Below are 19,399 nucleotides of genomic sequence, written 5' to 3' on the forward strand. Positions count from 1 at the left end.
AAGTAGCCGCCGACGCTGACGATCCAGCGCTCCGGCCCGTGGTACAGCATCGCCCCGTTGCGCCAGTTCGGCGCATCGCCGGCCACGACCACGGCCAGCTTGCCGGCAAGATCGCCCGGGCGGCGCCGGTACAACCGGGTCGTGTAGCCGATGCCGACCTCCACCCGCTCCTCCTGCACCCGCGGCCAGCCCAGCGCCTGCAGCCATTGCGGGCCATGCGAGCCGCGGCCGCTGCAGTCCACGACGAGGTCCGCCTTCAGCACCTGCTCGATGCCTTGCGGATCGCGGCAGGCCAAGCCGGTCACGCGTCCATCCTCGAACAGCAGCCGCTCCGCCGCGCTGCCCTGCATCAGCTCGATGCCGGGCCTGGCGAGCAGGCGCTCGCGCACGCAGGCCTCCAGCAGCGGCCGGTTCGTCAGCAGGCCGACCAGCGGGCTCGGGCGCTGCGCCAGTTGCGTGCCGTGGCCGTACCAGTTGACCTCGTTCATCACGTCGCCGACCAGGCCGCCGCGGGCCACGACGGCCTCGGTCAGGCCCGGGAAGTAGCGCTCCAGCACCACCCGCCCCTGGGCCAGCAGGCCGTGCGCATGGCGGCCCTGGGGCACGCCCTTGCGCGGGGCCTCGGGCGGCAGCTCGTCCAGCGCATCGCGTTCCAGCAGGGTGACCCGGGCGTAGTGCTGGCTCAGCACGCGGGCGGCGAGCAGGCCGGCCAGGCTGGCGCCGATCACGAGGGCATGTTGTTGTCCTTGCGACATGGGAAGTCTCCGTGGGATGTGGTGCCTGCCAATACGGCAGGCGCCTTCGCGCGGATGCCTCGGCCCTGAGCCGGGCAGGGCTGTGCATCCGGCCGGGCCCGGATCGCGTACCGGGGCGTCCCTTGCTTGCGCGGGCGAGCAGCAGAAGAATGGCGTCTCACCGAGGAGACGGACATGACGCAATGGCGCAGGAAGACGTCGGCCGACGAGGTCTACACGGCCGAGGAGGTCGAGGCGCGGCTGAAGGACGAGCTGCCGCACTGGTACTTCGAGGACGGCTGGATCCGCCGCAAGTACAAGACCACCGGCTGGAAGGCCACGCTGATGGTCGTCAACACGGTGGGCCACCTGGCCGAGGCCGCCTGGCACCATCCGGACCTGAACGTGTCCTATGCCTTCGTCACCGTGAAGCTGATGAACCACGCGGCCAAGGGCATCACCGACAAGGACTTCGCGCTGGCCGCGAAGATCGAGGAGGTCGTCGCCTGGCGGCCCGGCGAGGGCTCGCCGCTGGAAGGCACGCCGGACGACCCGCGTTTCAAGTACCTGAAATACGACTGACTGACTGAACACTCTGTCCCTGCCGCGTGACAGACGCGTCGCCCGGCGGCCGGAACGCGCCTTGCTTTGAACCGGGCATGAGGACACAGCAACAGCACCGCCTGATCAGCCTGCACGCCCCGGCCCGGCTGCACCTGGGTTTTCTCGATCCAGCCGGCACGCTGGGGCGGCGCTTCGGCAGCCTCGGGCTGGTGATCGACGGCATCGAGACCGAGATCGAGCTGGCCGCGGCGCCGTCCGAGGACGAGTGGCTCGCGGCCGACGCCACCGCCGAGTCCGAGCTGCCGCGCGCCGCCCGCTACCTGGCGCAGCTGCGCGAGCACACCGGCTGCCTGGCGCCGCTGCGCATCGAGTTGAAACGGGTCCTGCCGCCCCATGCCGGCTTCGGCTCGGGCACGCAGCTGGCGCTGGCGCTGGGCCATGCCTTCGCGCGCTTCCACAGGCTGGAGCTGTCCAGCCTGACGCTGGCGCACTGGCTGGCGCGGGGGCTGCGCTCGGGCATCGGCATCGCCGGTTTCGACCAGGGCGGCCTGCTGGTCGACGGCGGCCCGGGCGCCGACGGGCGGCCCGCGCCGCTGCTCTCGCGCATCGCCTTCCCGGAAGCCTGGCGCGTGCTGGTGGTGCAGGACGCGCGGGTGCGCGGCCTCTCCGGCGCGCAGGAGAAGGCGGCCATCGCCGCGCTGCCGCCCTTCCCGGAGAGCCTCTCGGCCGACATCTGCCACCAGGTGCTGATGCGGGTGCTGCCCGGCGCGGCCAGCGGCGAGTTCGAGGCCTTCGCCGCCGGCGTCAACCGCATCCAGCAGCTGCTGGGCGATCACTTCGCGCCGGCCCAGGGCGGCAGCGCGTACACCAGCCCTGCCGTCGAGCAGGCGATGCAGTGGCTGGGCGAGGCCGATGCGGCCATCGGCCAGAGCTCCTGGGGCCCGACCGGCTTTGCCATCGTGCCGACCCCGGGCCTGGCCGAGGCGCTGGCCCAGGGCCTGGCCGGCCGGCTGCCGCCGGGCCTGAGCGTGCGCGTCGTGCGCGGCCTCAACCGCGGCGCCCGCATCGCCGACTCCACTCGCCTGGCCTCGGCCGCCTGAAGAATCTTCTTTCCCGATCCCCCAATGACCATGGACCGTCCCTACATCCTCCACATGTTCACCCCGGGCCGCCAGATGAGCCCCTTCGACGTCAACATGGCCGCCGACGCCGGCTACCAGGTGCTGGCGCCCTACTGCGAGGTGGACCTGAGGAACATCACCGCGCTGACGCAGGACGCGATCTTCTCGCGCGGCCCCAAGGGCGTGACCCGCACGGGGCTGTTCATCGGCGGCCGCGACGCGCTGCTGGCGGCCGACATGCTGAAGGCCGCCGGCGACGCGATGTTCAAGCCCTTCGTCGTCTCGCGCATGGCCGACCCCAGCGGCGCCTACACGACCGCCGCGGCGATGGTGGCCTGCGTGGAATCGGCACTGCAGAAACAGGGCAGTGGACTCACGGGCCTGAAGGTGCTGGTGATGGGCGGCCTCGGGCCGGTGGGCCGCATCGCCGGCGTGCTGGCGGCCCAGGCCGGGGCGCAGGTGAGCCTGTCCAGCCGCAGCGGCGTGGACACGGCGGAGGAGGCGGCCCACGAAACCGCCGAGCGCTTCGGCGTCACGCTGCACGGCGTCTCGGGCAAGAACCGCGAGCTGGTGCGGGCCTCGCTGGCCGAGGCCGATGTGATCCTCGCCTGCGCGGCGGCCGGCGTGCAGGTCATCGCGGCCGAGGATCTGCCCTTCGCGCCGCGGCTGCGCGTGGCCGCCGACGTGAACGCGGTGGCGCCAGAGGGCGTGGCCGGCGTCGGCGTGATGGACGACGGCAAGCCGATCGCCGGCTCGCAGGCGCTGGGCATCGGCGCGCTGGCCATCGGCAACGTCAAGTACCAGACCCAGCATCGCCTGCTGGTGCAGATGCGCGAGTCGGAGAAGGCGCTGTCGCTGGGCTTTGCCGAGGCCTTCGCCACGGCCCGTGCCTACCTGGCCGAGCGCTCGGCCGGATGAGCGGCAGCAGGCCCCGCCTGATCGTCGCCAGCGTGTCCGCGCGGCTGCTGGCCGAGGCGGCGGTGCGCGAAGGCTATGAGGCGCTGGCGCTGGACCAGTTCGGCGACCTGGACACGCGGCGGGTGGCGGCCTGGCGGCCGCTGGACCGCGAGCATCTGCTGGCCGCGCTGGGCGAAGGCGGGGCGATCGGCTGGATCGCCGGCAGCGGATTCGAGGCCGAGCCCGAGCTGCTGGCCGAGGGCGCGGCGCTGCTGCCGCTGCTGGGCACGGCGCCCGGCGAGGTCGCGAAGCTGCGCGATGCGCAGGTCTTCTTCGCCACGCTGGATCGCCTCGGCATCCCGCATCCGCCCTGGTCACGCGAGCCCCGGCCCGGCTGGCTGCTGAAGGACGGCGGCGGCTGCGGCGGCTGGCACATCCGCGTGGCCGAGGCCGGCGAGACTGCGCCGAGTCCACGGCACTACTTCCAGCAGCGCATCGAGGCAGGCCTGCCGATGTCCGCCACCTTCGTCGCCAACGGCAGCGCGGCGCGCGTCCTCGGCTTCAACGAACAGCTGTCACGGCCTTTCGGCTTCCTGGGCATCGTCGGTCCGGTGCCGTTGCCGCCGGTGCCAAGGGCAGAAATCGACGGCATCGTGCAGTCGCTGGCGGCGGCCTTCCGGCTGCGCGGCCTGTGCAGCCTGGACTTCATCCGCACGTCCGAATCGACCTGCACGGTCCTTGAAGTCAATGCGCGGCCACCGGCCAGCCTGGCGCTGTACCCCGGCGCGCTGCGCTGGCACCTGCGCGCCTGCCTGGATGGCGAACTGCCGCCGGCGCCCGCGCCCGATCGCGTGCGCGGGCTGGAGATCGTCTTTGCCCGGCAGGCGGTGACGGTCGGCGATCTGGCCGGAGATCGGGTCCACGACCTGCCGCAGCCCGGCAGCCGCTTCGCCGCCGGCGAACCGGTCTGCAGCGTTTCGGCCGAGGGCGCGAGCGCCGCGCTCGTCCGTCATCGCCTGGCCGGCGCGCGCGATGCCCTGCTTGATTCGCTGGAGAGTTGTCATGCCTGAAGAATCCGTTTCGCTGAGCGTCAATGCCGGCGCACAGCCGCTCGTCGAGCAACTGATCGGCGAGGCGCCGCGGCTGGGCCTGGCCGTGCGCAGCGACGCCAGTGGCGTCTGCATCGTCGATGCCGGCATCGAGGCCCGCGGCAGCGTCGAAGCAGGACTGCTGATCGCCGAGATCTGCATGGGCGGCCTGGGCGAGGTGGGCCTGCATGCGGCCGGCGCCGAGAGCGGCTGGCCCAGCTGGGTCGAGGTGCGCAGCTCGCGGCCGGTGCTGGCCTGCCTGGCCAGCCAGTACGCCGGCTGGAGCCTGGCCGCCAGCAAGGAGGAGACCGGCGGCCGCAAGTTCTTCTCGCTCGGCTCCGGGCCGGCGCGGGCGCTGGCGGCGAAGGAGGAGCTGTTCGGCGAACTGGGCTATAGAGACCGCGGCGACAGCGGCGTCCTGGTGATGGAGGTGGACCGCTTCCCGCCGCCGGTGATCATTGACAAGCTGCTGCGCGACTGCGGCTTGGCGCCCGAAGGCCTGACGCTGATCCTCACGCCGACCACCAGCCTCGCCGGCACCACGCAGATCGTCGCCCGCGTGCTGGAGACCGCGCTGCACAAGGCGCACACGCTGGGCTTCCCGCTGGCCGACATCGTCGAGGGCGTGGCCACCGCGCCGCTGCCGGCGCCCAGCCCCGACGCCGGTATCGCGATGGGCCGCACCAACGACGCGATCCTCTACGGCGGCCGCGTGCAGCTGACGGTGCGCGGCGACGAGGCGGCGGCCCGCGCGCTGGCGCAGCGCCTGCCCTCGGGCAACTCGCCGGACCACGGCCGCTCCTTCGCCGACATCTTCAAGGCCGCCGGCTACGACTTCTACAAGATCGACGGCGCGCTGTTCGCGCCGGCCGAGGTCTGGGTGAGCCATCTGGACAGCGGGCGGACCTGGCATGCCGGCAAGCTCGAGATGCCGCTGCTGCGCTCGCTGTGGCTGGACGAGGCCTGATGAATGATGAAGATCGCCATCTTCACCGACGAGACCGGCTGGCACACCCGCCAGCTGCAGGCGGCCCTGCGCACGCGCGGCGCCCAGGGCCGCTGCATCGACCTGGCCGACTGCCATGTGGACACGACCGCCGCCTGGCACGGCCTCGTCATCCCCGGCTTCGGCGGCAAGATGCTGCCCGATGCGGCGCTGGTGCGCGGCATCGCCAGCGGCAGCTTCGAGCAGGTGACCAAGCGCCTGGGCGTGCTGCATGCGCTGCGCGAGCTGGGCGTGCCGGTCTACAACGACGCGCGCGTGATCGAGCGCAGCGTGGACAAGTCGATGACCAGCCTGCTGCTGCATGCGGCCGGCATCGCCACGCCGCCGACCTGGGCCACCGAGTCGCAGGCGCAGGCGCAGCGCATCGCAATGCGCGAGGGCGCGGCCGGCTTCGAGCTGGTGCTCAAGCCGCTGTTCGGCTCGCAGGGCAAGGGCCTGCAGCGCATCGCGCCGGGCGCGCCGCTGCCGGACCTGGCGGCGGCCTGCAATGGCCTGGCCTATCTGCAGCGCTTCGTGCCGCCGCTGGCGGAGCCCGGCTTCGACTGGCGCGTGCTGGTGATCGGCGGGCAGGCGCGCGCGGCGATGCAGCGCATCAGCAGCCACTGGATCCACAACGTCGCCCAGGGCGCCCGCTGCCGGGCCGCGCCGCTGACGCCGGCCCTGGCCCGCATCGCCGAGGCCGCCGCCGCGGCACTGGACATGGACTATGCCGGTGTGGACCTGATGCCGGCGGCCGCCGGCAGCGTGCAGGTGCTGGAAGTCAACGGCGTGGCCGCCTGGCAGGGCCTGCAGCGGGTGACCGGCTTCAACATCGCGCAGGCGCTGGTGGACGACCTGCTGGATCGCAGGATGGCTGCAGCCGCGCGGCGGCGTTCGGCATGAACATGAAGCAGGCCTTCCTGCAGGCCTGCGCGCTCGACGTGGCGGTGCGCAAGCCCGGCAACGTCAGCCTCCATTCGCCGGGGCATGGCATGCAGGCGCAGCAGTTCCTGGACAGCGCCGCCGCCGCCGCGGGCCCGTTGTGCCAGGCGGGCGCCCGCGTGGGCGAGCGCATCGAGGGCGCGGTGCGGGCCACGCGCGCGGCGGCCGGCTGCAACACCAACCTCGGCATCCTGCTGCTGGCCGCGCCGATCGCGATGGCCATGGAGCGATCTGGCGAAGCGTCGGCACCCGCCCTGGAAGCGGTGCTGGCGGCGCTCGACGTCGACGACGCCCGCGCCGCCTATCGCGGTATCGCGCTGGCCCATCCGGGCGGCCTCGGCGATGCCGCCGAGCAGGACGTCAACGCGGCCCCGCCCAGCATCGACCTGCGCGCGGCCATGGTGCTGGCGGCCGAGCGGGACCGCATCGCCCGCCAGTACCGGGACGGCTATGCCGAGCTGCTGGCGATGCGCCTGCCGCCCGAGGCGTCGCCCGACGCCGCCGATGTCCAGCGCCTTTACCTTGGGCTGCTGGCCAGCGACCTCGATTCACACATTGTGCGAAAACACGGGACGGCGGTCGCACAGACTGTCATGGCCGCGGCGCAGCGCTGGCGCGAGCGCGCGGCCGCCGGCGAGGCGCTGGATGCGTCCCCGGCCTTCGCGGCCTGGGACGAAGCGCTGAAGTCCCGGGGCATCAACCCCGGCACCAGCGCCGATCTGACGGTGGCGGTGCTGATCCTGTCGGCGCTGCCGCGGGGTGGCACGGATCGTGATAACTGAGCCGATGCGCTGGCTGCTGCTGCCAGTGTCCTGAATTCCCGAAGCAAACACACAGGAGACGGAACAATCATGGCAAAGATCGATCGCATGATGGTGGGTGAATCGCTGGTCGGCGAGGGCAACGAAGTCGCCCACATCGACCTGCTCATCGGGCCTCGCGGCAGCCCGGTCGAGTCGGCGTTCGCGAACGCGCTGACCAACAACAAGGACGGCTTCACTTCGCTGCTGGCGGTGGTCGCGCCGAACCTGCTGACCAAGCCCGCCACCGTGATGTTCAACAAGGTGACGATCAAGGGCGCCAAGCAGGCGGTGCAGATGTTCGGCCCGGCGCAGCGCGCCGTGGCGATGGCGGTGGCCGACTGCGTGGAGGACGGCACGATCCCGTCCGACGAAGCCGACAACCTGTTCATCTGCGTCGGCGTGTTCATCCACTGGCTGGCCGAGGACGACGCCAAGATCCAGGACTACAACTACCGCGCCACCAAGGAGTCGATCAAGCGCGCGGTGGCCGGCTCGCCGACGGCGGCCGAGGTGGTGGCGAAGAAGGGCTCGTCGCCGCACCCGTTCGCCGCGGCCTGAGACCAATCACGCAGCAGGGGCCGGCCGCGAGCCGGCCCTTTTCGTCGCCGCGCTGCTCAGCGCTCGCCCGGGCACATGCCGGAGCCGAGCAGCTGCAGCACGGTGGCGGAATGCTGATGCTGCTGATGCGAAGAGGCCGGCGCCCAGCGCTCGATCATCACGCCGACCGCCTGCACATCGTCGAACTTGCGCGGCTTGACCACCTTGACGCGCACCCAGCGGGCGCCGAACTCGCCGATCAGGATCTCGCTGGCGATCGTCTCGGCCAGCGCCTCCAGCAGCTGCAGCCGGTGCTCGGCCAGCAGGCGCAGCAGGCGCTCGCGGACGCGGCCGTAGTCGATGGTGTCGCCGATGCGGTCGGTGTCGCAGGCGCGGGCGTGCGGCACGCCGGCCTGCACGTCGATCACCAGCGGCTGCGGCGCATGCAGCTCGCTGTCGTAGATGCCGATGATGGTGTCGGCGCGCAGGCCCTCGATGAAGATGACATCGAGGCCTTGCGGCTCGGCGGTGGCGGTGGGAGCGAGGGCAGCGTTCATCGATGGATAGGGAGGAAGGGCGTTGCGCCCCAGCTGCAATAAACAGGCCCAAACGGCTTCAAGGGCGCCAGGCGGTGTAACCGAGCGTTCTCCCCCCGTGCAAAGCTTGCGCATTCGTACCAGAATCGGCCCACACCGCAGCCAGGACGGCGAACAGCGGGCACAAGAACAATTCGATCCAATCAGGAGACAGGAATGACACTTGCGCTGCGTCACGGCGACGGGCGTCCCAGGCACGCCGACCACGTGCTGGACGTCGTTCGCAGCGGCTTGCACGGGGAGGCTGGCGATATCGTCGCGCGCTCCTGGAGCCGCTGCCTCAACGAGTACCGGCTGCACCCGGACAAGCTGAACGAACCGGCCATCGTCAGCCGCCACGACCTGGAGGAGCGCCGCGCCCGCCATGCCGACGTGATCGACTGCGCCCGCTACGAGATGACCTCGCTGTACCAGCAGCTGGGCGATTCCGAGTCCGCCGTCGTGCTGACCGACACCGACGGCGTCATCGTCCACATGGTCAGCTCCACCGAGTTCGCCGCCGAGATGGGCCCGCTGGGCCTGCGCGCCGGCGGCAAGTGGAGCGAGACCGATGCGGGCACCAACGGCATGGGTACCTGCCTGGCCGCGGCGGCGCCGATCTCGGTGCGCCGCGAGGACCACTTCTTCACCCAGTTCACCGGCCTGACCTGCTCGGCCGTGCCGGTGTTCGATCCGAGCGGCAACATCACCGCGGTGCTCGACGTGTCGAGCCGCAGCAGCATGATGCAACAGCACCTGCTGGTGCTGCTCGGGATGACCGCGCGGATGATCGAGAACCGCCTGATCGACCGCCGCTTCGCCAACGCCTACCCGCTGCACTTCCACAGCCGGCCCGAGTTCGTCTACACGCTGCACGAGGGCAAGCTGGCCGTCGGCGACGATGGCAGCATCCTCGCGGCCAACCGCAGCGCGTTGTTCCAGCTGGGCCTGCAGACGATGGACGAGATCCGCTCGCGCCGGGTGGACGAGCTGTTCCAGTCCTCGCTGGAGGACATGCTGCAGCGGAGCACCCAGTCCTCCTTCCATCCGGTCGTGACCTTCCGCGCCAATGCGGCGCTGCGCTACTTCGCCGTGGCGCGGCGGCCGGCCAGCGATGCGGCGCAGCCGGCCCGCGTGCCGGCGCCGGTGAGCGGCGTGACGGCCGCGCCGGCGCTGCGTTCACCGACCCGCCTGGCCGCGCTGCGCGCCGCCGCCGAGCCCACCTTCAAGGATGCGCGCCTCACCGCCCACCTGGCCACCGCGCGCCGCGTGATCGCGCGGCAGACGCCGGTGCTGCTGTCCGGCGAGACCGGCAGCGGCAAGGAGGTGTTCGCCCGCGCCGTGCACGAGGGCTCGCCCCATGCGGCCGGCGCCTTCGTCGCGATCAACTGCGCCAGCCTGCCCGAGACGCTGATCGAGTCCGAGCTGTTCGGCTACCGCGCCGGCGCCTTCACCGGCGCGCAGCGCACCGGCCGCCGCGGCAAGATCCTGCAGGCCGACGGCGGCACGCTGTTCCTCGATGAGATCGCCGACATGCCGCTGGACCTGCAGGCCCGGCTGCTGCGCGTGCTCGACGAACGCCAGGTCACGCCGCTGGGCACCGAGGAGACCCATGCGGTCGACTTCCAGCTGATCAGCGCCAGCCACCAGAAGCTGCCCGAGCGGGTGCGGGAAGGCCGCTTCCGCGAGGACCTGTACTACCGCCTCGCCGGCATCGAGCTGGCGCTGCCGGCGCTGCGCGAGCGCACCGACAAGCGCGACCTGATCCGCGGCGTGCTGGAAGCCGAGGCCGGCAACGGCGCGACGCTGAGCCCCGAGGCCGAACGCATGCTGCTCAGCTATCCGTGGCCCGGCAACATCCGCCAGCTGCGCCACGTGCTGCGCACCGCGGCCGCGCTGGCCGACGGCCGCATGATCGTGCGCGAGAACCTGCCTTCGCTGCTGGCCGAAGGCGGCGATGCGCCGCTCGCGCTGCCCAACGAGCCCGTCGCCGCCGCGGAGAGCGAGGCCGCCGAGGCGCCCAAGCTCAACCTGATCCAGGCCAACGAGCGCCAGGTGCTGCTGCAGATGCTGGAGCAATACCGCTGGAACGTCAGCAACGTGGCCAAGGCGCTCGAAGTCAGCCGCAACACGCTGTACCGCAAACTGCACAAGCTCCACATTGAAATCTCCCATCCGGAATGAGGACGAGGAAACGCCGCTCGACACGAGCGGCGCCCCGAAGCGCTCGCGCTTCGCCTGGTGCGTGACCGGCTCGGGGCATTTCCTCGACGAGTCGCTGGAGATCGCGGCCCGCCTGCCCGACCTGGACCTGTTCCTCAGCGCCGCCGGCGAGGAGGTGCTGGCGATCTACCGGATGCCGCTGGAGCAGCTGCGCGAGCGCTTTCCGCGCATCGTGCGCGACAAGACCGCCAGCGGCGTGCCGGTGGGCATGCTCTACGACGAGGTCTATCACACGGTGGTGCTGGCGCCGGCCACCAGCAACACGGTGGCCAAGTGCGCCTTCGGCTTCAGCGACTCGCTGCCGACGAACATGTTCGCCCAGGCCGGCAAGCTCGGCATCCCCGGCATCGTCTTTGCATGCGACACGGAACCGGTCGTGGTCACCAAGTCCCCGCACGACTGGGTCACGCTGCGGCCGCGAAAGATCGAGCTTGAAAACGTGGAACGCCTTCGCCAGATCGATCATTGCCAGGTGGTGTGCTCTCCGATGGAATTGGAGGCCGCGCTCGATGCGCGCCTGAAGGCACTCGCCCTGCAATGAAACACATCGTCTTCCTGACCGGCCATCTCGCCCAGCCCGCGCTGAACCGCGTGCTCGAAGGCATCGCGCCGCAGAGCTTCAGCTGGGAGGTGCGCGACCTCGGCCTGCAGGTGGCCGGCCTGATGACGGCGGACATGATCCAGCGCCGCTTGGCCGCGCCGGTCGAGGCCGACCGCATCCTGGTGCCCGGCCGCTGCCGGGGCGATCTCGATGCGCTGAGCAGCCACTACGGCATCCCGGTGCAGCGCGGCCCGGAGGAACTGAAGGACCTGCCGCGCTTCTTCGACCGCGCCGCCCGACCGGTCGACCTGAGCCGGCACGCGACGCTGATCTTTGCCGAGATAGTCGACGCCCCGCGGCTGGATATCGAGACCCTGCTGCAGCGCGCGGCCGCGCTGGTGGCCGACGGCGCCGACGTCATCGACCTCGGCTGCCTGCCCGCCACGCCCTGGCCGCAGCTGGAAGCCGCGGTGCGCGCCCTGAAGGCGGCCGGCCATCGCGTCAGCGTCGATTCGCTGGAGGCGGAAGAGCTGCTGCGCGGCGGCCGCGCCGGCGCCGACTACCTGCTGAGCCTGCAGCTGGACAGCCTGTGGATCGCCCGCGAGGTGGCCTCCGTGCCGGTGCTGATCCCGCGCACGCCCGGCGATGAGGGCTCGCTCGACGCGGCGATCGAGCGCATGCAGGCCTGGGGCCTGCCCTTCCTCGCCGACCCGATCCTGGAGCCCATCCCCTTTGGCTTCACCGCCTCGATCGTGCGCTACCAGCGGCTGCGCGAGCGCCATCCGAAGGCGCCGATATTGATGGGCGTGGGCAATCTGACCGAGCTGACCGAGGCCGACACCAGCGGCATCAACGCGCTGCTGTTCGGCATCGTCGCCGAGCTGGAGATCGGCGCCGTGCTCTGCACCCAGGTCAGCCCGCACGCGCGCCGCGCCATCCGCGAGGCCGACTGGTCGCGCCGCATCATGCATGCGGCGGCCAGCCAGGGCAGCCTGCCCAAGGGCCTGTCGGACGCGCTGATGACCGTGCATGCCAAGGCCCCGTTCCCGGACACGCCCGAGGAGATCGCGGCCATCGCCGCCGGCGTGCGCGACCCGAACTTCCGCGTGCAGGTCTCGCCGCGGGGCCTGCATGTGTACAACCGCGACGGCATGCGGCTGGACAGCGACCCGTTCAAGCTGTGGCCGCAGCTGGGCCTGGAGCAGGACGCCGCCCATGCCTTCTACATGGGTGTGGAGCTGGCGCGCGCCGAGATCGCCTGGCAGCTCGGCAAGCGCTACGTGCAGGACCAGCCGCTGGACTGGGGCTGCGCGGTCGACGATCAGACTGTCCCGACGGGCCGCCACTCATGAATGACCAGATCTTCGAAGTCGTCATCACGACGGTCTCCGCCAGCGGCGAGCCGCACATCGCGCCGATGGGCATCCGCTACAAGCCCGGGGGTCAGGTCTTGCTGCTGCCCTTCAAGCCCTCGCGCACGCTGGACAACGTGCTCGCCACCGGCGCCGCAGTGCTGAACCGGGTGGTGGACACGCGCATCATCGCCGGCTCCGTCACGGGCCGGCGGCGCTGGCCGCTGCTGCCGGCCGACCGCATCTTCGGTCACCGGCTGCAGGCGGCGCTGAGCCATCTGGAGCTGCGCCTGCTCGACCAGCAGGACGATCCGCAGCGGCCGGTGCTGACGATGGAGACCGTGCACGAGCAGAGCCACAGCGCCTTCGCCGGCTTCAACCGCGCGCAGTCCGCGGTGATCGAAGGCGCGGTGCTGGTGAGCCGGCTGCACATGCTGCCGCTGGAGAAGATCGAGGCCGAGATGCGCTATCTGCAGACCGCCGTCGACAAGACCGCCGGCCCCGAGGAGCACGAGGCCTGGGGCTGGCTGCAGGACGCGGTGGAGCTGCACCGCCGGAAGTCGTCGCCATGAGTCGTGCGAGGACGACCCGGCTGCTCGTCAGCGTGCGCGACGAGGCCGAGGCCTTGCTGGCGGCCGGTGCCGGTGCCGATTTCATCGATCTCAAGGAGCCGCGCGCCGGGGCGCTGGGTGCGCTGCCGCGCGAACGGATCGCGGCTGTGGTGAGGCGCCTGCGCGAGAGCGGCAGCCGCCTGCCGATCAGCGCCACGGTGGGCGACCTGCCGATGGCCGATGTCGAGGCCATCGTCGCGCTTGTCGAGGCGACGGCGGGGCTCGGCGTGGACTACGTGAAGGTCGGCATCGAGCGAGAGGGCGGCGCGGCGGTGCTGGCCCGGCTGGCCCGCTGCGATGTCCCGATCGTGCCGGTCTTCATCGTTGACCGCGGGCTGGACGAGGCCTTGGTCGAGCAGGCCTGCGGCGCCTTTCCCGGCCTGATGCTGGACACCGCGGACAAGCGCGCCGGCAGCCTGTTCGCGCGCTGCCCCGAGCCGCAACTGCGCGGTTTCGTCGCACGCGTGCAGGCGGCAGGCGCACTGGCGGGCCTGGCCGGCGCGCTGCGCCAGGCCGACCTCCCGCGGCTGCGCGCGCTGGCGCCCGACTTCGCCGGCTTCCGCAGCGCCGTCTGCGCGGACGACCGCACCGGGGCTCTGATGCCCGAGCGCGTCCGGGGGCTGGCCGAGGCGCTGGCGCCGGAGGCTGGTAGACTGCGCGCCGTCATTGGGGAGTAGTCGCCTCGCAACATCGCGGGGGCTGGCGTCAACATACTTGGCCACACCGGCCATGGCGCCCGCAGTTCCTTCCGGATTCCTGACAAGACCTTTGACCACCACGCCTCCGGATCTGGCCGGGGAGGCGGCGGTGGTCATCGCACGTCTGTCCGGCCATTGCATCTCTGGAACATGGAAGCCCTGCTCATCTCCACCGGCGTCGTCGCCCTGGCCGAAATCGGCGACAAGACCCAACTGCTCGCCTTCGTGCTGGCGGCCCGCTTCAAGAAACCCGTCCCGATCATTGCCGGCATCCTGGCCGCGACGCTGGTCAACCACGGCCTGGCCGGCGCGCTCGGCGCCTGGATCACCGCGACGCTGAGCCCCGAGGTGATGCGCTGGGTGCTCGGCGGCTCCTTCCTGGCCATCGCCGCCTGGACGCTGATCCCCGACAAGATCGAGGAGGACGAGACCCGCATCGCCGGCAAGCTGGGCGTGTTCGGCGCCACGCTGGTGACCTTCTTCCTGGCCGAGATGGGCGACAAGACGCAGGTCGCCACGATCGCGCTGGCGGCCAGCTACGGCGCGCCGCTGATGGTGGTGGCCGGCACGACGCTGGGCATGCTGATCGCCGACGTGCCGGCGGTCTTCGTCGGCAACAAGTTCGCCGAGAAGATCCCGATGAAGCTGGTCCATTCGATCGCCGCCGGCATCTTCGCGCTGATGGGCGTGCTGACGCTGCTGAAGGTCGACAAGCTGTTCGGCTGAGAAGAAAAATAGTTGCGCGGCGATGGAATAAGCCGCGCGCCGGCAACGTCTGCTCCTGCACAACCCCTGGAGGAGTTCCGATGAAGCGCATTTACCTTGTCCTCGCCGTGCTGCTGAGCGCTTGCGCCAGCACCCCGCCCAACATGCCGGCCAAGGCCGCCGGCGGCGTCCTCGTCGGCCCGAACGGCATGACGCTCTACACCTTCGACAAGGACAGCGCCGGCAGCGGCAAGAGCGCCTGCAACGGGCCCTGCGCCGCGCTGTGGCCGCCGCTGATGGCAGCGGCCGCGGACCAGCCGGCCGGCGACTACAGCGTGGTCACCCGCGATGACGGATCGCGACAGTGGGCGTACAAGGGCAAGCCGGTCTACTTCTACAAGTCGGACCAGAAGGCCGGCGACCGCACCGGCGACAAGTTCCGCGACGTGTGGCATGTGATCCCGGCGCCTTGACAGAATGAACCGATGAGCGACGAGGCCCCGCCGCGACAGCTGCTGAACTGGGTGCCGCGCCTGCGCCGCTATGCGCGCGCGCTGGCCGGCAATCCCAGTGATGCGGACGACCTGGTCCAGGACACGCTGGAGCGGGCCTGGACCCGCGCGGCGCTGTGGCCCGGCGTGCTGGACATGCGGGCCTGGCTGTTCGGCATCATGCACAACCTCCATGTCGACGGCCTGCGCCGCGCCCGCCCGGGCATGCAGGAACTGGCCGAGGACGAGCCTGCGGCGCCGGCGGTCGATCGCCTGGTGCTGCGCGACCTGGCCGCCGCGCTGGAGCTGCTGCCGGCGGAGCAGAAGGAGGTGCTGCTGATGGTGGCGCTGGAGGACATGAGCTATGCCGAGGTGGCGCAGGCGCTGGGCATCCCGGTCGGCACCGTGATGTCGCGGTTGTCGCGCGGGCGCGAGCGCCTGCGCTCGCTGATGGCGGGCCGCGCGGGCCCGGTGCATCTGAAGGTGGTCAGGCAATGACGAGGAACGACAACAGGCAGCCGCCGGCCTTCTCCGACAGCGAGCTGCATGCGCGCGTCGATGGCCAGCTCGACCCGCAGCGCGCCCGCGAGCTGGACGACTGGTTGATCGGCCATCCCGAGGATGCGCAGCGCCTGGACGAGTACCGCGCGCAGAAGCGGCAATTGCGCGCGCTGTTCGATCCGGTGATCGACGAGCCGCTGCCGGAGCGCCTGCGGCGCGCAGCGCGCCGGCCGTGGGCGCCGGCCCGGTTTGCCGCTGCGGCGGCGGTGTTGCTGAGCGTGGCCGCCGGTGGTGGCTGGGCCGGCTGGGCGCTGCACGGGCGGCAGCAACAGGCGGCGCCGCTGTTGGCCATCGACGACGGCCTGGCCCGCCGCGCTGCCATCGCCCATGCGGTCTACACGCCTGAGCTGCGCCGGCCGGTCGAGGTCGATGCGGCGCATGAGGACCAGCTGGTCACCTGGCTGAGCCGCCGCCTGGGCGCGCCGATGAAGCCCCCGCATCTGCAGGCGCACGGCTATGCGCTGGAAGGCGGCCGGCTGCTGCCCGGCGCCGAAGGGCCCGTGGCGCAGTTCATGTATCGGGACGAGGCCGGCGGCCGGCTGACGCTCTATGTAACCCGCGAGGCCGGCGCCCAGCCCGCGGCCTCGCAGCCGACGGCCTTCCGCTTTGTCCGCGAGGGCAAGGTCAACGTCTTCTACTGGGTCGATGGCGCCTTCGGCTATGCCTTGTCCGGCGAGGTCGATCGCGCCGAGCTGGCGCGTGTGTCGAGCGAGGTCTACAAGCAGATCGGCTCCTAGACCCCGAACAGCAAGCCCCGCATCGCCTCCAGCTCCTCCTTGTGCAGCAGCGAGATCGGGAAGGCCGCGCCCTCGGCCGCGGCGGCGAAGCGCCGGTCGATGATGCCCTGCTCGCCCAGCTGGGCCAGGCCGGCCTGCAAGGGGATCGCGCAGGACTTGACGAGGACCAGGCGCTCCGCGTTGAGCTGGCGCGCGAGGTGCAGGGCCAGGGTGTCGGAGCTGCAGTCCCAGCTGGTGATCTCGTCGGCTTCCTCGCGCTGCAGTTCCAGCGGCAGCCACAGCGCCGTCTGGCCCTTGTGGAGCACGCGGTGGATATCGCCCTTGCTGCCGGCCAGTTGCAGCGCCGGGTTCATCGCGCGCAGCTGGTAGGCCAGCTGGGCCATGGCGAGCACCGCCATGTTGTGGGCCGCCAGGTCGTCGAACTGCCACTGCGCCTGGCTGCGCCGCACCTCGTCGGCAAAGGCGCCGCCCCCGCAGACCACCGTCACGCGGCCGCCGCCTAGCTGGGCCAGCAGTTCCAGCCACTGGGGCAGGAGCGGGTCCGAGGCGAGGCTGCCGCCGAGCTTGACGATCCACATCAGCGCAATTCCCGTTCGAGCAGGCGCGCGACGGCCACGCTCGGTGCGCAGACCTGCGCCCAGCCAGCCACCGGCAGCGTGGCGGCGCGCGCCAGGTCGCGGCCGTAGCCGAGGCTGCGCGCCAGGCCGCCGGCCGCGGCCAGCTCGTCGAGCAGGAAGTCGCCGCAGCCGGCGCCCACGGCCACCGCGCCGCCGCCCAGCCCGTGCAGCGCGACGACGCGCTTCAGCTGCCCGGCGATCTCCGCCAGCTGCGCGGCCCGCCAGGCGCGCGCAAAGGCCAGCCATTCGGCCTCGCCGGCCTCGCGCGCGTCCAGGCCGATCATCCGCGCCAGGCGTTTGCAGGTGGCGGCGCGGTCCTTCGTGGCGTTGTCGGCGGCGGGGTAGAGGTCATGCGCCGGATCGAGCTCGCCGGTCAGCCGGTAGACGTCGGCGGTGGTGGCGAACCATTCGTTCATCACATTGAGCCGCTCGCCGCGCCAGGCGACGCGCGGCCCCAGCGCGCACAGCGGCGTGCGTACGACGCCCTGGTAGACCAGCTCGCCGCTGGCCAGGCGCTGGACATCGCTGCGCGCGCGGGTCAGCACGGCGCCGGCGCGGAAGGCGATCAGGTCGGTCGTCGTGCTGCCGATGTCCACCAGCAGGCCCTCGCCGTCCAGCTCGGCGGCGGCGTCCATCGCGGTGGCCAGCCAGTTGGCCGAGGCGATCGCCTGCCAGCGCGAGGCCGCCTGCTGCGGCCCGCACCAGCCGGCATCGCCGCCGAAGAAGTGCAGCGTACCGGGCAGGCGCTCGGCCAGCAGCGCGGCGATGGCCGCCACGCCGGCCTCGCGGTGCTCGAACAGGTCGACCATCTCGCCGGTCATCGTCACCGCATGCCGTGTCCGGCCGTCCATCGGCCAGCGTTCGCGCGCCGCCTGCAGGCCCTGCTCCAGATGGGACAGGCCCTGCCACAGCGGGCAGGCCCATTGCGCCACGTCCAGCGTGCCGCCGTCGCGGAGCAGGCTCGCCTTCAGGTGTGCCCCGCCGATGTCCCAGCCGATCAGCATCGCTGTTCCCCCAGGATCTCGCCGGCCAGGTTGCGTCCCAGCGCACGCGACATGCCGGCATAGGCGACGGTCACCCGCGGATTGACCTCGATCAGCACCGGCCCGTGCTCCGGATGCCGTACGAGGTCGATGCCGACGAAGCCGCGCAGGCCGGGAATCGCCGCGCCGACCTGGCGCGCCAGGCGGGCCGTCGCGGCATCGAGCGGCTGGGCGTTCGGCGCCACGCCGTCGAAGGACAGCCGCCCCTCGGCGTCGATGCCGATGTCCTGCCGGTTCAGGGCCAGCACCTCGACGCCCGCCGGCCCGCAGAGCAGGGAGACGCTGAAGGCCTGCCCGTCCACCCAGGGCTCGCAGCACATGCCGGGCAACTGCTGCGGGGCATCGACCCGGCGCGTGTCCACGCAGCCGGCGCCGTCGTCCGGCTTCAGCACCCACTGGCGGGCGCCGGCGGCGAAGTCCAGCGGCGTCGCCACGCCATGGCGCGAGAGTGCCTGCAGCGTCGCCCGCTTGCTGGTGCACAGCTCGATCGCCTCGGCCGTGCAGCCGATCCAGCGCTCGGGGCCGACCATCCGCGCCATTTCGGCCAGCAGGCCACCGCTCTCGGGTGCGACGATCCAGGCCAGGTCGTGCAGGGCGGCCTGGCGGGCGACGAAATCGAAGGCCGCCTCGCCGGGGTCCGGCATCAGGCCGTCGGCGCCGGCCACGGTCGTCTCGCAGTCCGGCAGCAGCCGCAGGTCCGCTGCCATCGCATCGCGCATCGCCAGGCCCAGCGGCAGCAGCTCGGCTGCGGTAGCGGCATCCGGCATCGCGCCGCCGCCGCTGACATACTCGTAGACGAATACCCGCCTTCTCTTGTCATTCATCGTCATATGCAGCTTGTTCCCGTCATGGATCTGCTCGGTGGCCAGGTGGTGCGCGGCGTCGGTGGCGATCGCCAGGCCTACCGGCCCATCGTGTCCGCGCTGTGCCGCGGCAGCAGCGAGCCGCTGGAGGTGGCGCGGCGCCTGTGCGCGCATGCGGCCTCGGAGCTGCTGTACGTGGCCGACCTCGACGCGCTGCAGGGCGGCGCGGTGCAGCTGGCGGTGCTGCAGCGGCTGCTGCGCGCGATGCCCTCGCTGCACCTGTGGCTGGATGCCGGCTTTGCCGACGCGGCGGCGGCCGGCGCGGTGCTGGCGCAGCTGGAGCCGGGGCGGGTCTTGCCGGTGTTCGGCAGCGAATCGCTGCGTTCGATCGACGCGCTGGCCGCGTGCTTCGATGCGGCGGCCACGCCGGCGCTGCTCTCGCTGGACCGCCGCCAGGGCCGCGCGATGGACCCGGCCGGCTGCTGGCAGCGGCCCGACTTGTGGCCGGCGCAGGTGATCGTGATGACGCTGGAGCGGGTCGGCGCGGGCACCGGGCCGGACCTGCAGACGCTGGCCCAGGTGGCGGCCGCCTGCCCGCGCGCCCGGCTGATCGGCGCGGGCGGCGTCGCCGGCGACGACGACCTGCGCCGCGCCGCCGCGGCCGGCGCCAGCGCCTGGCTGGTGGCCAGCGCCCTGCATGATCTGAAGCTGTCCCCGCGGGATTGTTGACGGCGACGACGGCCGTCGAGAGAAGTCGTTCCCATGGGCATT

At 71.8% G+C, this 19,399-nt stretch carries 23 protein-coding genes and 1 riboswitch; of the genes, 18 read left to right on the forward strand and 5 right to left on the reverse strand.

The genetic code is table 11. The features are described from left to right. Window positions 1-755 (reverse strand): NAD(P)/FAD-dependent oxidoreductase (locus tag B0W88_RS11370; RefSeq protein WP_198937820.1); only part of this gene is annotated, 755 nt, incomplete at its 3' end. 174 nt (window positions 756-929) lie between these two features. Here B0W88_RS11370 and B0W88_RS11375 point away from each other — a divergent pair. The 8 genes from B0W88_RS11375 (at window position 930) to fae (ending at window position 7,692) form a co-directional block, all read left to right on the forward strand. Beyond that, window positions 930-1,316 carry a 4a-hydroxytetrahydrobiopterin dehydratase gene (locus B0W88_RS11375; RefSeq protein WP_077034774.1) on the forward strand — a complete coding sequence of 129 codons (387 nt, stop codon included), beginning with the start codon at window positions 930-932 and terminating at the stop codon, window positions 1,314-1,316. Between the two features lie 77 nt (window positions 1,317-1,393). Continuing rightward, a complete protein-coding gene (locus tag B0W88_RS11380; protein ID WP_077034775.1) occupies window positions 1,394-2,398 on the forward strand; it encodes a beta-ribofuranosylaminobenzene 5'-phosphate synthase family protein in 1,005 nt (334 codons plus the stop codon). 30 nt (window positions 2,399-2,428) lie between these two features. Then, a complete protein-coding gene (locus B0W88_RS11385) occupies window positions 2,429-3,337 on the forward strand; it encodes an NAD(P)-dependent methylenetetrahydromethanopterin dehydrogenase (RefSeq protein ID WP_077034804.1) in 909 nt (302 codons plus the stop codon). Further along, entirely contained in the window at window positions 3,334-4,386 is a 1,053-nt protein-coding gene (locus tag B0W88_RS11390) for an ATP-grasp domain-containing protein (RefSeq protein ID WP_077034776.1), read from the forward strand. Before B0W88_RS11385 ends, B0W88_RS11390 begins: the two co-directional genes overlap by 4 nt. Further along, on the forward strand, window positions 4,379-5,371 hold the full coding sequence (mch, locus tag B0W88_RS11395; RefSeq protein ID WP_077034777.1) for a methenyltetrahydromethanopterin cyclohydrolase: 993 nt from the start codon (window positions 4,379-4,381) through the stop codon (window positions 5,369-5,371). The genes B0W88_RS11390 and mch overlap by 8 nt, the downstream gene beginning before the upstream one ends. Before the next feature lie 6 nt (window positions 5,372-5,377). After that, a complete protein-coding gene (locus B0W88_RS11400; RefSeq protein ID WP_144006724.1) occupies window positions 5,378-6,292 on the forward strand; it encodes a RimK family alpha-L-glutamate ligase in 915 nt (304 codons plus the stop codon). Further along, window positions 6,289-7,113: a triphosphoribosyl-dephospho-CoA synthase gene (locus B0W88_RS11405; RefSeq protein WP_077034779.1), complete on the forward strand. Its 825-nt coding sequence runs from the start codon at window positions 6,289-6,291 to the stop codon at window positions 7,111-7,113. The genes B0W88_RS11400 and B0W88_RS11405 overlap by 4 nt, the downstream gene beginning before the upstream one ends. Window positions 7,114-7,182: 69 nt before the next feature. Beyond that, window positions 7,183-7,692: a formaldehyde-activating enzyme gene (gene fae / locus B0W88_RS11410; RefSeq protein ID WP_077034780.1), complete on the forward strand. Its 510-nt coding sequence runs from the start codon at window positions 7,183-7,185 to the stop codon at window positions 7,690-7,692. A gap of 56 nt (window positions 7,693-7,748) precedes the next feature. On the opposite strand, the gene B0W88_RS11415 is transcribed toward fae, so the two are convergent. Then, complete coding sequence (locus B0W88_RS11415) at window positions 7,749-8,228, reverse strand: dihydroneopterin aldolase (protein ID WP_077034781.1); 480 nt, start codon at window positions 8,226-8,228, stop codon at window positions 7,749-7,751. Between the two features lie 195 nt (window positions 8,229-8,423). Between B0W88_RS11415 and B0W88_RS11420 the strand changes: the two genes are divergently transcribed. The 9 genes from B0W88_RS11420 to B0W88_RS11460 all read left to right on the forward strand — a co-directional run bounded on the left by B0W88_RS11420 (window position 8,424) and on the right by B0W88_RS11460 (window position 16,165). Further along, a complete protein-coding gene (locus B0W88_RS11420; RefSeq protein WP_077034782.1) occupies window positions 8,424-10,430 on the forward strand; it encodes a sigma-54-dependent Fis family transcriptional regulator in 2,007 nt (668 codons plus the stop codon). Beyond that, window positions 10,420-11,010, forward strand: coding sequence for a flavoprotein (locus B0W88_RS11425; RefSeq protein ID WP_077034805.1), 591 nt, complete (start codon window positions 10,420-10,422; stop codon window positions 11,008-11,010). Before B0W88_RS11420 ends, B0W88_RS11425 begins: the two co-directional genes overlap by 11 nt. After that, a complete protein-coding gene (locus B0W88_RS11430) occupies window positions 11,007-12,362 on the forward strand; it encodes a DUF6513 domain-containing protein (RefSeq protein ID WP_077034783.1) in 1,356 nt (451 codons plus the stop codon). Before B0W88_RS11425 ends, B0W88_RS11430 begins: the two co-directional genes overlap by 4 nt. Beyond that, window positions 12,359-12,934 (forward strand): DUF447 domain-containing protein, encoded by a 576-nt coding sequence (locus B0W88_RS11435; protein ID WP_077034784.1) that lies wholly within the window; start codon window positions 12,359-12,361, stop codon window positions 12,932-12,934. The genes B0W88_RS11430 and B0W88_RS11435 overlap by 4 nt, the downstream gene beginning before the upstream one ends. Further along, window positions 12,931-13,650 carry a (5-formylfuran-3-yl)methyl phosphate synthase gene (locus B0W88_RS11440; RefSeq protein WP_077034785.1) on the forward strand — a complete coding sequence of 240 codons (720 nt, stop codon included), beginning with the start codon at window positions 12,931-12,933 and terminating at the stop codon, window positions 13,648-13,650. Before B0W88_RS11435 ends, B0W88_RS11440 begins: the two co-directional genes overlap by 4 nt. Further along, window positions 13,630-13,813: riboswitch (yybP-ykoY riboswitch) on the forward strand. It overlaps the preceding gene by 21 nt. Window positions 13,814-13,821: 8 nt before the next feature. After that, window positions 13,822-14,397 carry a TMEM165/GDT1 family protein gene (locus tag B0W88_RS11445; protein ID WP_077034786.1) on the forward strand — a complete coding sequence of 192 codons (576 nt, stop codon included), beginning with the start codon at window positions 13,822-13,824 and terminating at the stop codon, window positions 14,395-14,397. A gap of 80 nt (window positions 14,398-14,477) precedes the next feature. Beyond that, window positions 14,478-14,849 (forward strand): hypothetical protein, encoded by a 372-nt coding sequence (locus B0W88_RS11450; protein WP_077034787.1) that lies wholly within the window; start codon window positions 14,478-14,480, stop codon window positions 14,847-14,849. 12 nt (window positions 14,850-14,861) lie between these two features. Continuing rightward, window positions 14,862-15,365 (forward strand): RNA polymerase sigma factor, encoded by a 504-nt coding sequence (locus B0W88_RS11455; RefSeq protein WP_077034788.1) that lies wholly within the window; start codon window positions 14,862-14,864, stop codon window positions 15,363-15,365. Then, window positions 15,362-16,165 carry an anti-sigma factor gene (locus B0W88_RS11460; protein ID WP_077034789.1) on the forward strand — a complete coding sequence of 268 codons (804 nt, stop codon included), beginning with the start codon at window positions 15,362-15,364 and terminating at the stop codon, window positions 16,163-16,165. The genes B0W88_RS11455 and B0W88_RS11460 overlap by 4 nt, the downstream gene beginning before the upstream one ends. Here the strand turns inward: B0W88_RS11460 and B0W88_RS11465 are convergent. The 3 genes from B0W88_RS11465 to B0W88_RS11475 are packed head-to-tail and all read right to left on the reverse strand — an operon-like array spanning window position 16,162 to window position 18,649. Next, complete coding sequence (locus B0W88_RS11465) at window positions 16,162-16,743, reverse strand: aspartate kinase (RefSeq protein ID WP_077034790.1); 582 nt, start codon at window positions 16,741-16,743, stop codon at window positions 16,162-16,164. The two genes, B0W88_RS11460 and B0W88_RS11465, sit on opposite strands and share 4 nt — an antisense overlap. Then, window positions 16,743-17,786 (reverse strand): hydantoinase/oxoprolinase family protein, encoded by a 1,044-nt coding sequence (locus tag B0W88_RS11470; protein ID WP_077034791.1) that lies wholly within the window; start codon window positions 17,784-17,786, stop codon window positions 16,743-16,745. Before B0W88_RS11470 ends, B0W88_RS11465 begins: the two co-directional genes overlap by 1 nt. Continuing rightward, window positions 17,780-18,649 (reverse strand): ATP-grasp domain-containing protein, encoded by an 870-nt coding sequence (locus B0W88_RS11475; RefSeq protein WP_077034806.1) that lies wholly within the window; start codon window positions 18,647-18,649, stop codon window positions 17,780-17,782. Before B0W88_RS11475 ends, B0W88_RS11470 begins: the two co-directional genes overlap by 7 nt. Window positions 18,650-18,673: 24 nt before the next feature. Here B0W88_RS11475 and B0W88_RS11480 point away from each other — a divergent pair, with 24 nt between their 5' ends. Continuing rightward, entirely contained in the window at window positions 18,674-19,357 is a 684-nt protein-coding gene (locus B0W88_RS11480; RefSeq protein WP_233151691.1) for a HisA/HisF-related TIM barrel protein, read from the forward strand. The last annotated feature ends 42 nt before the right edge of the window (window positions 19,358-19,399 follow it).

This window comes from Pelomonas sp. KK5 (genome assembly GCF_001984095.1).
Classification (GTDB): Bacteria; Pseudomonadota; Gammaproteobacteria; order Burkholderiales; family Burkholderiaceae_C; genus KK5.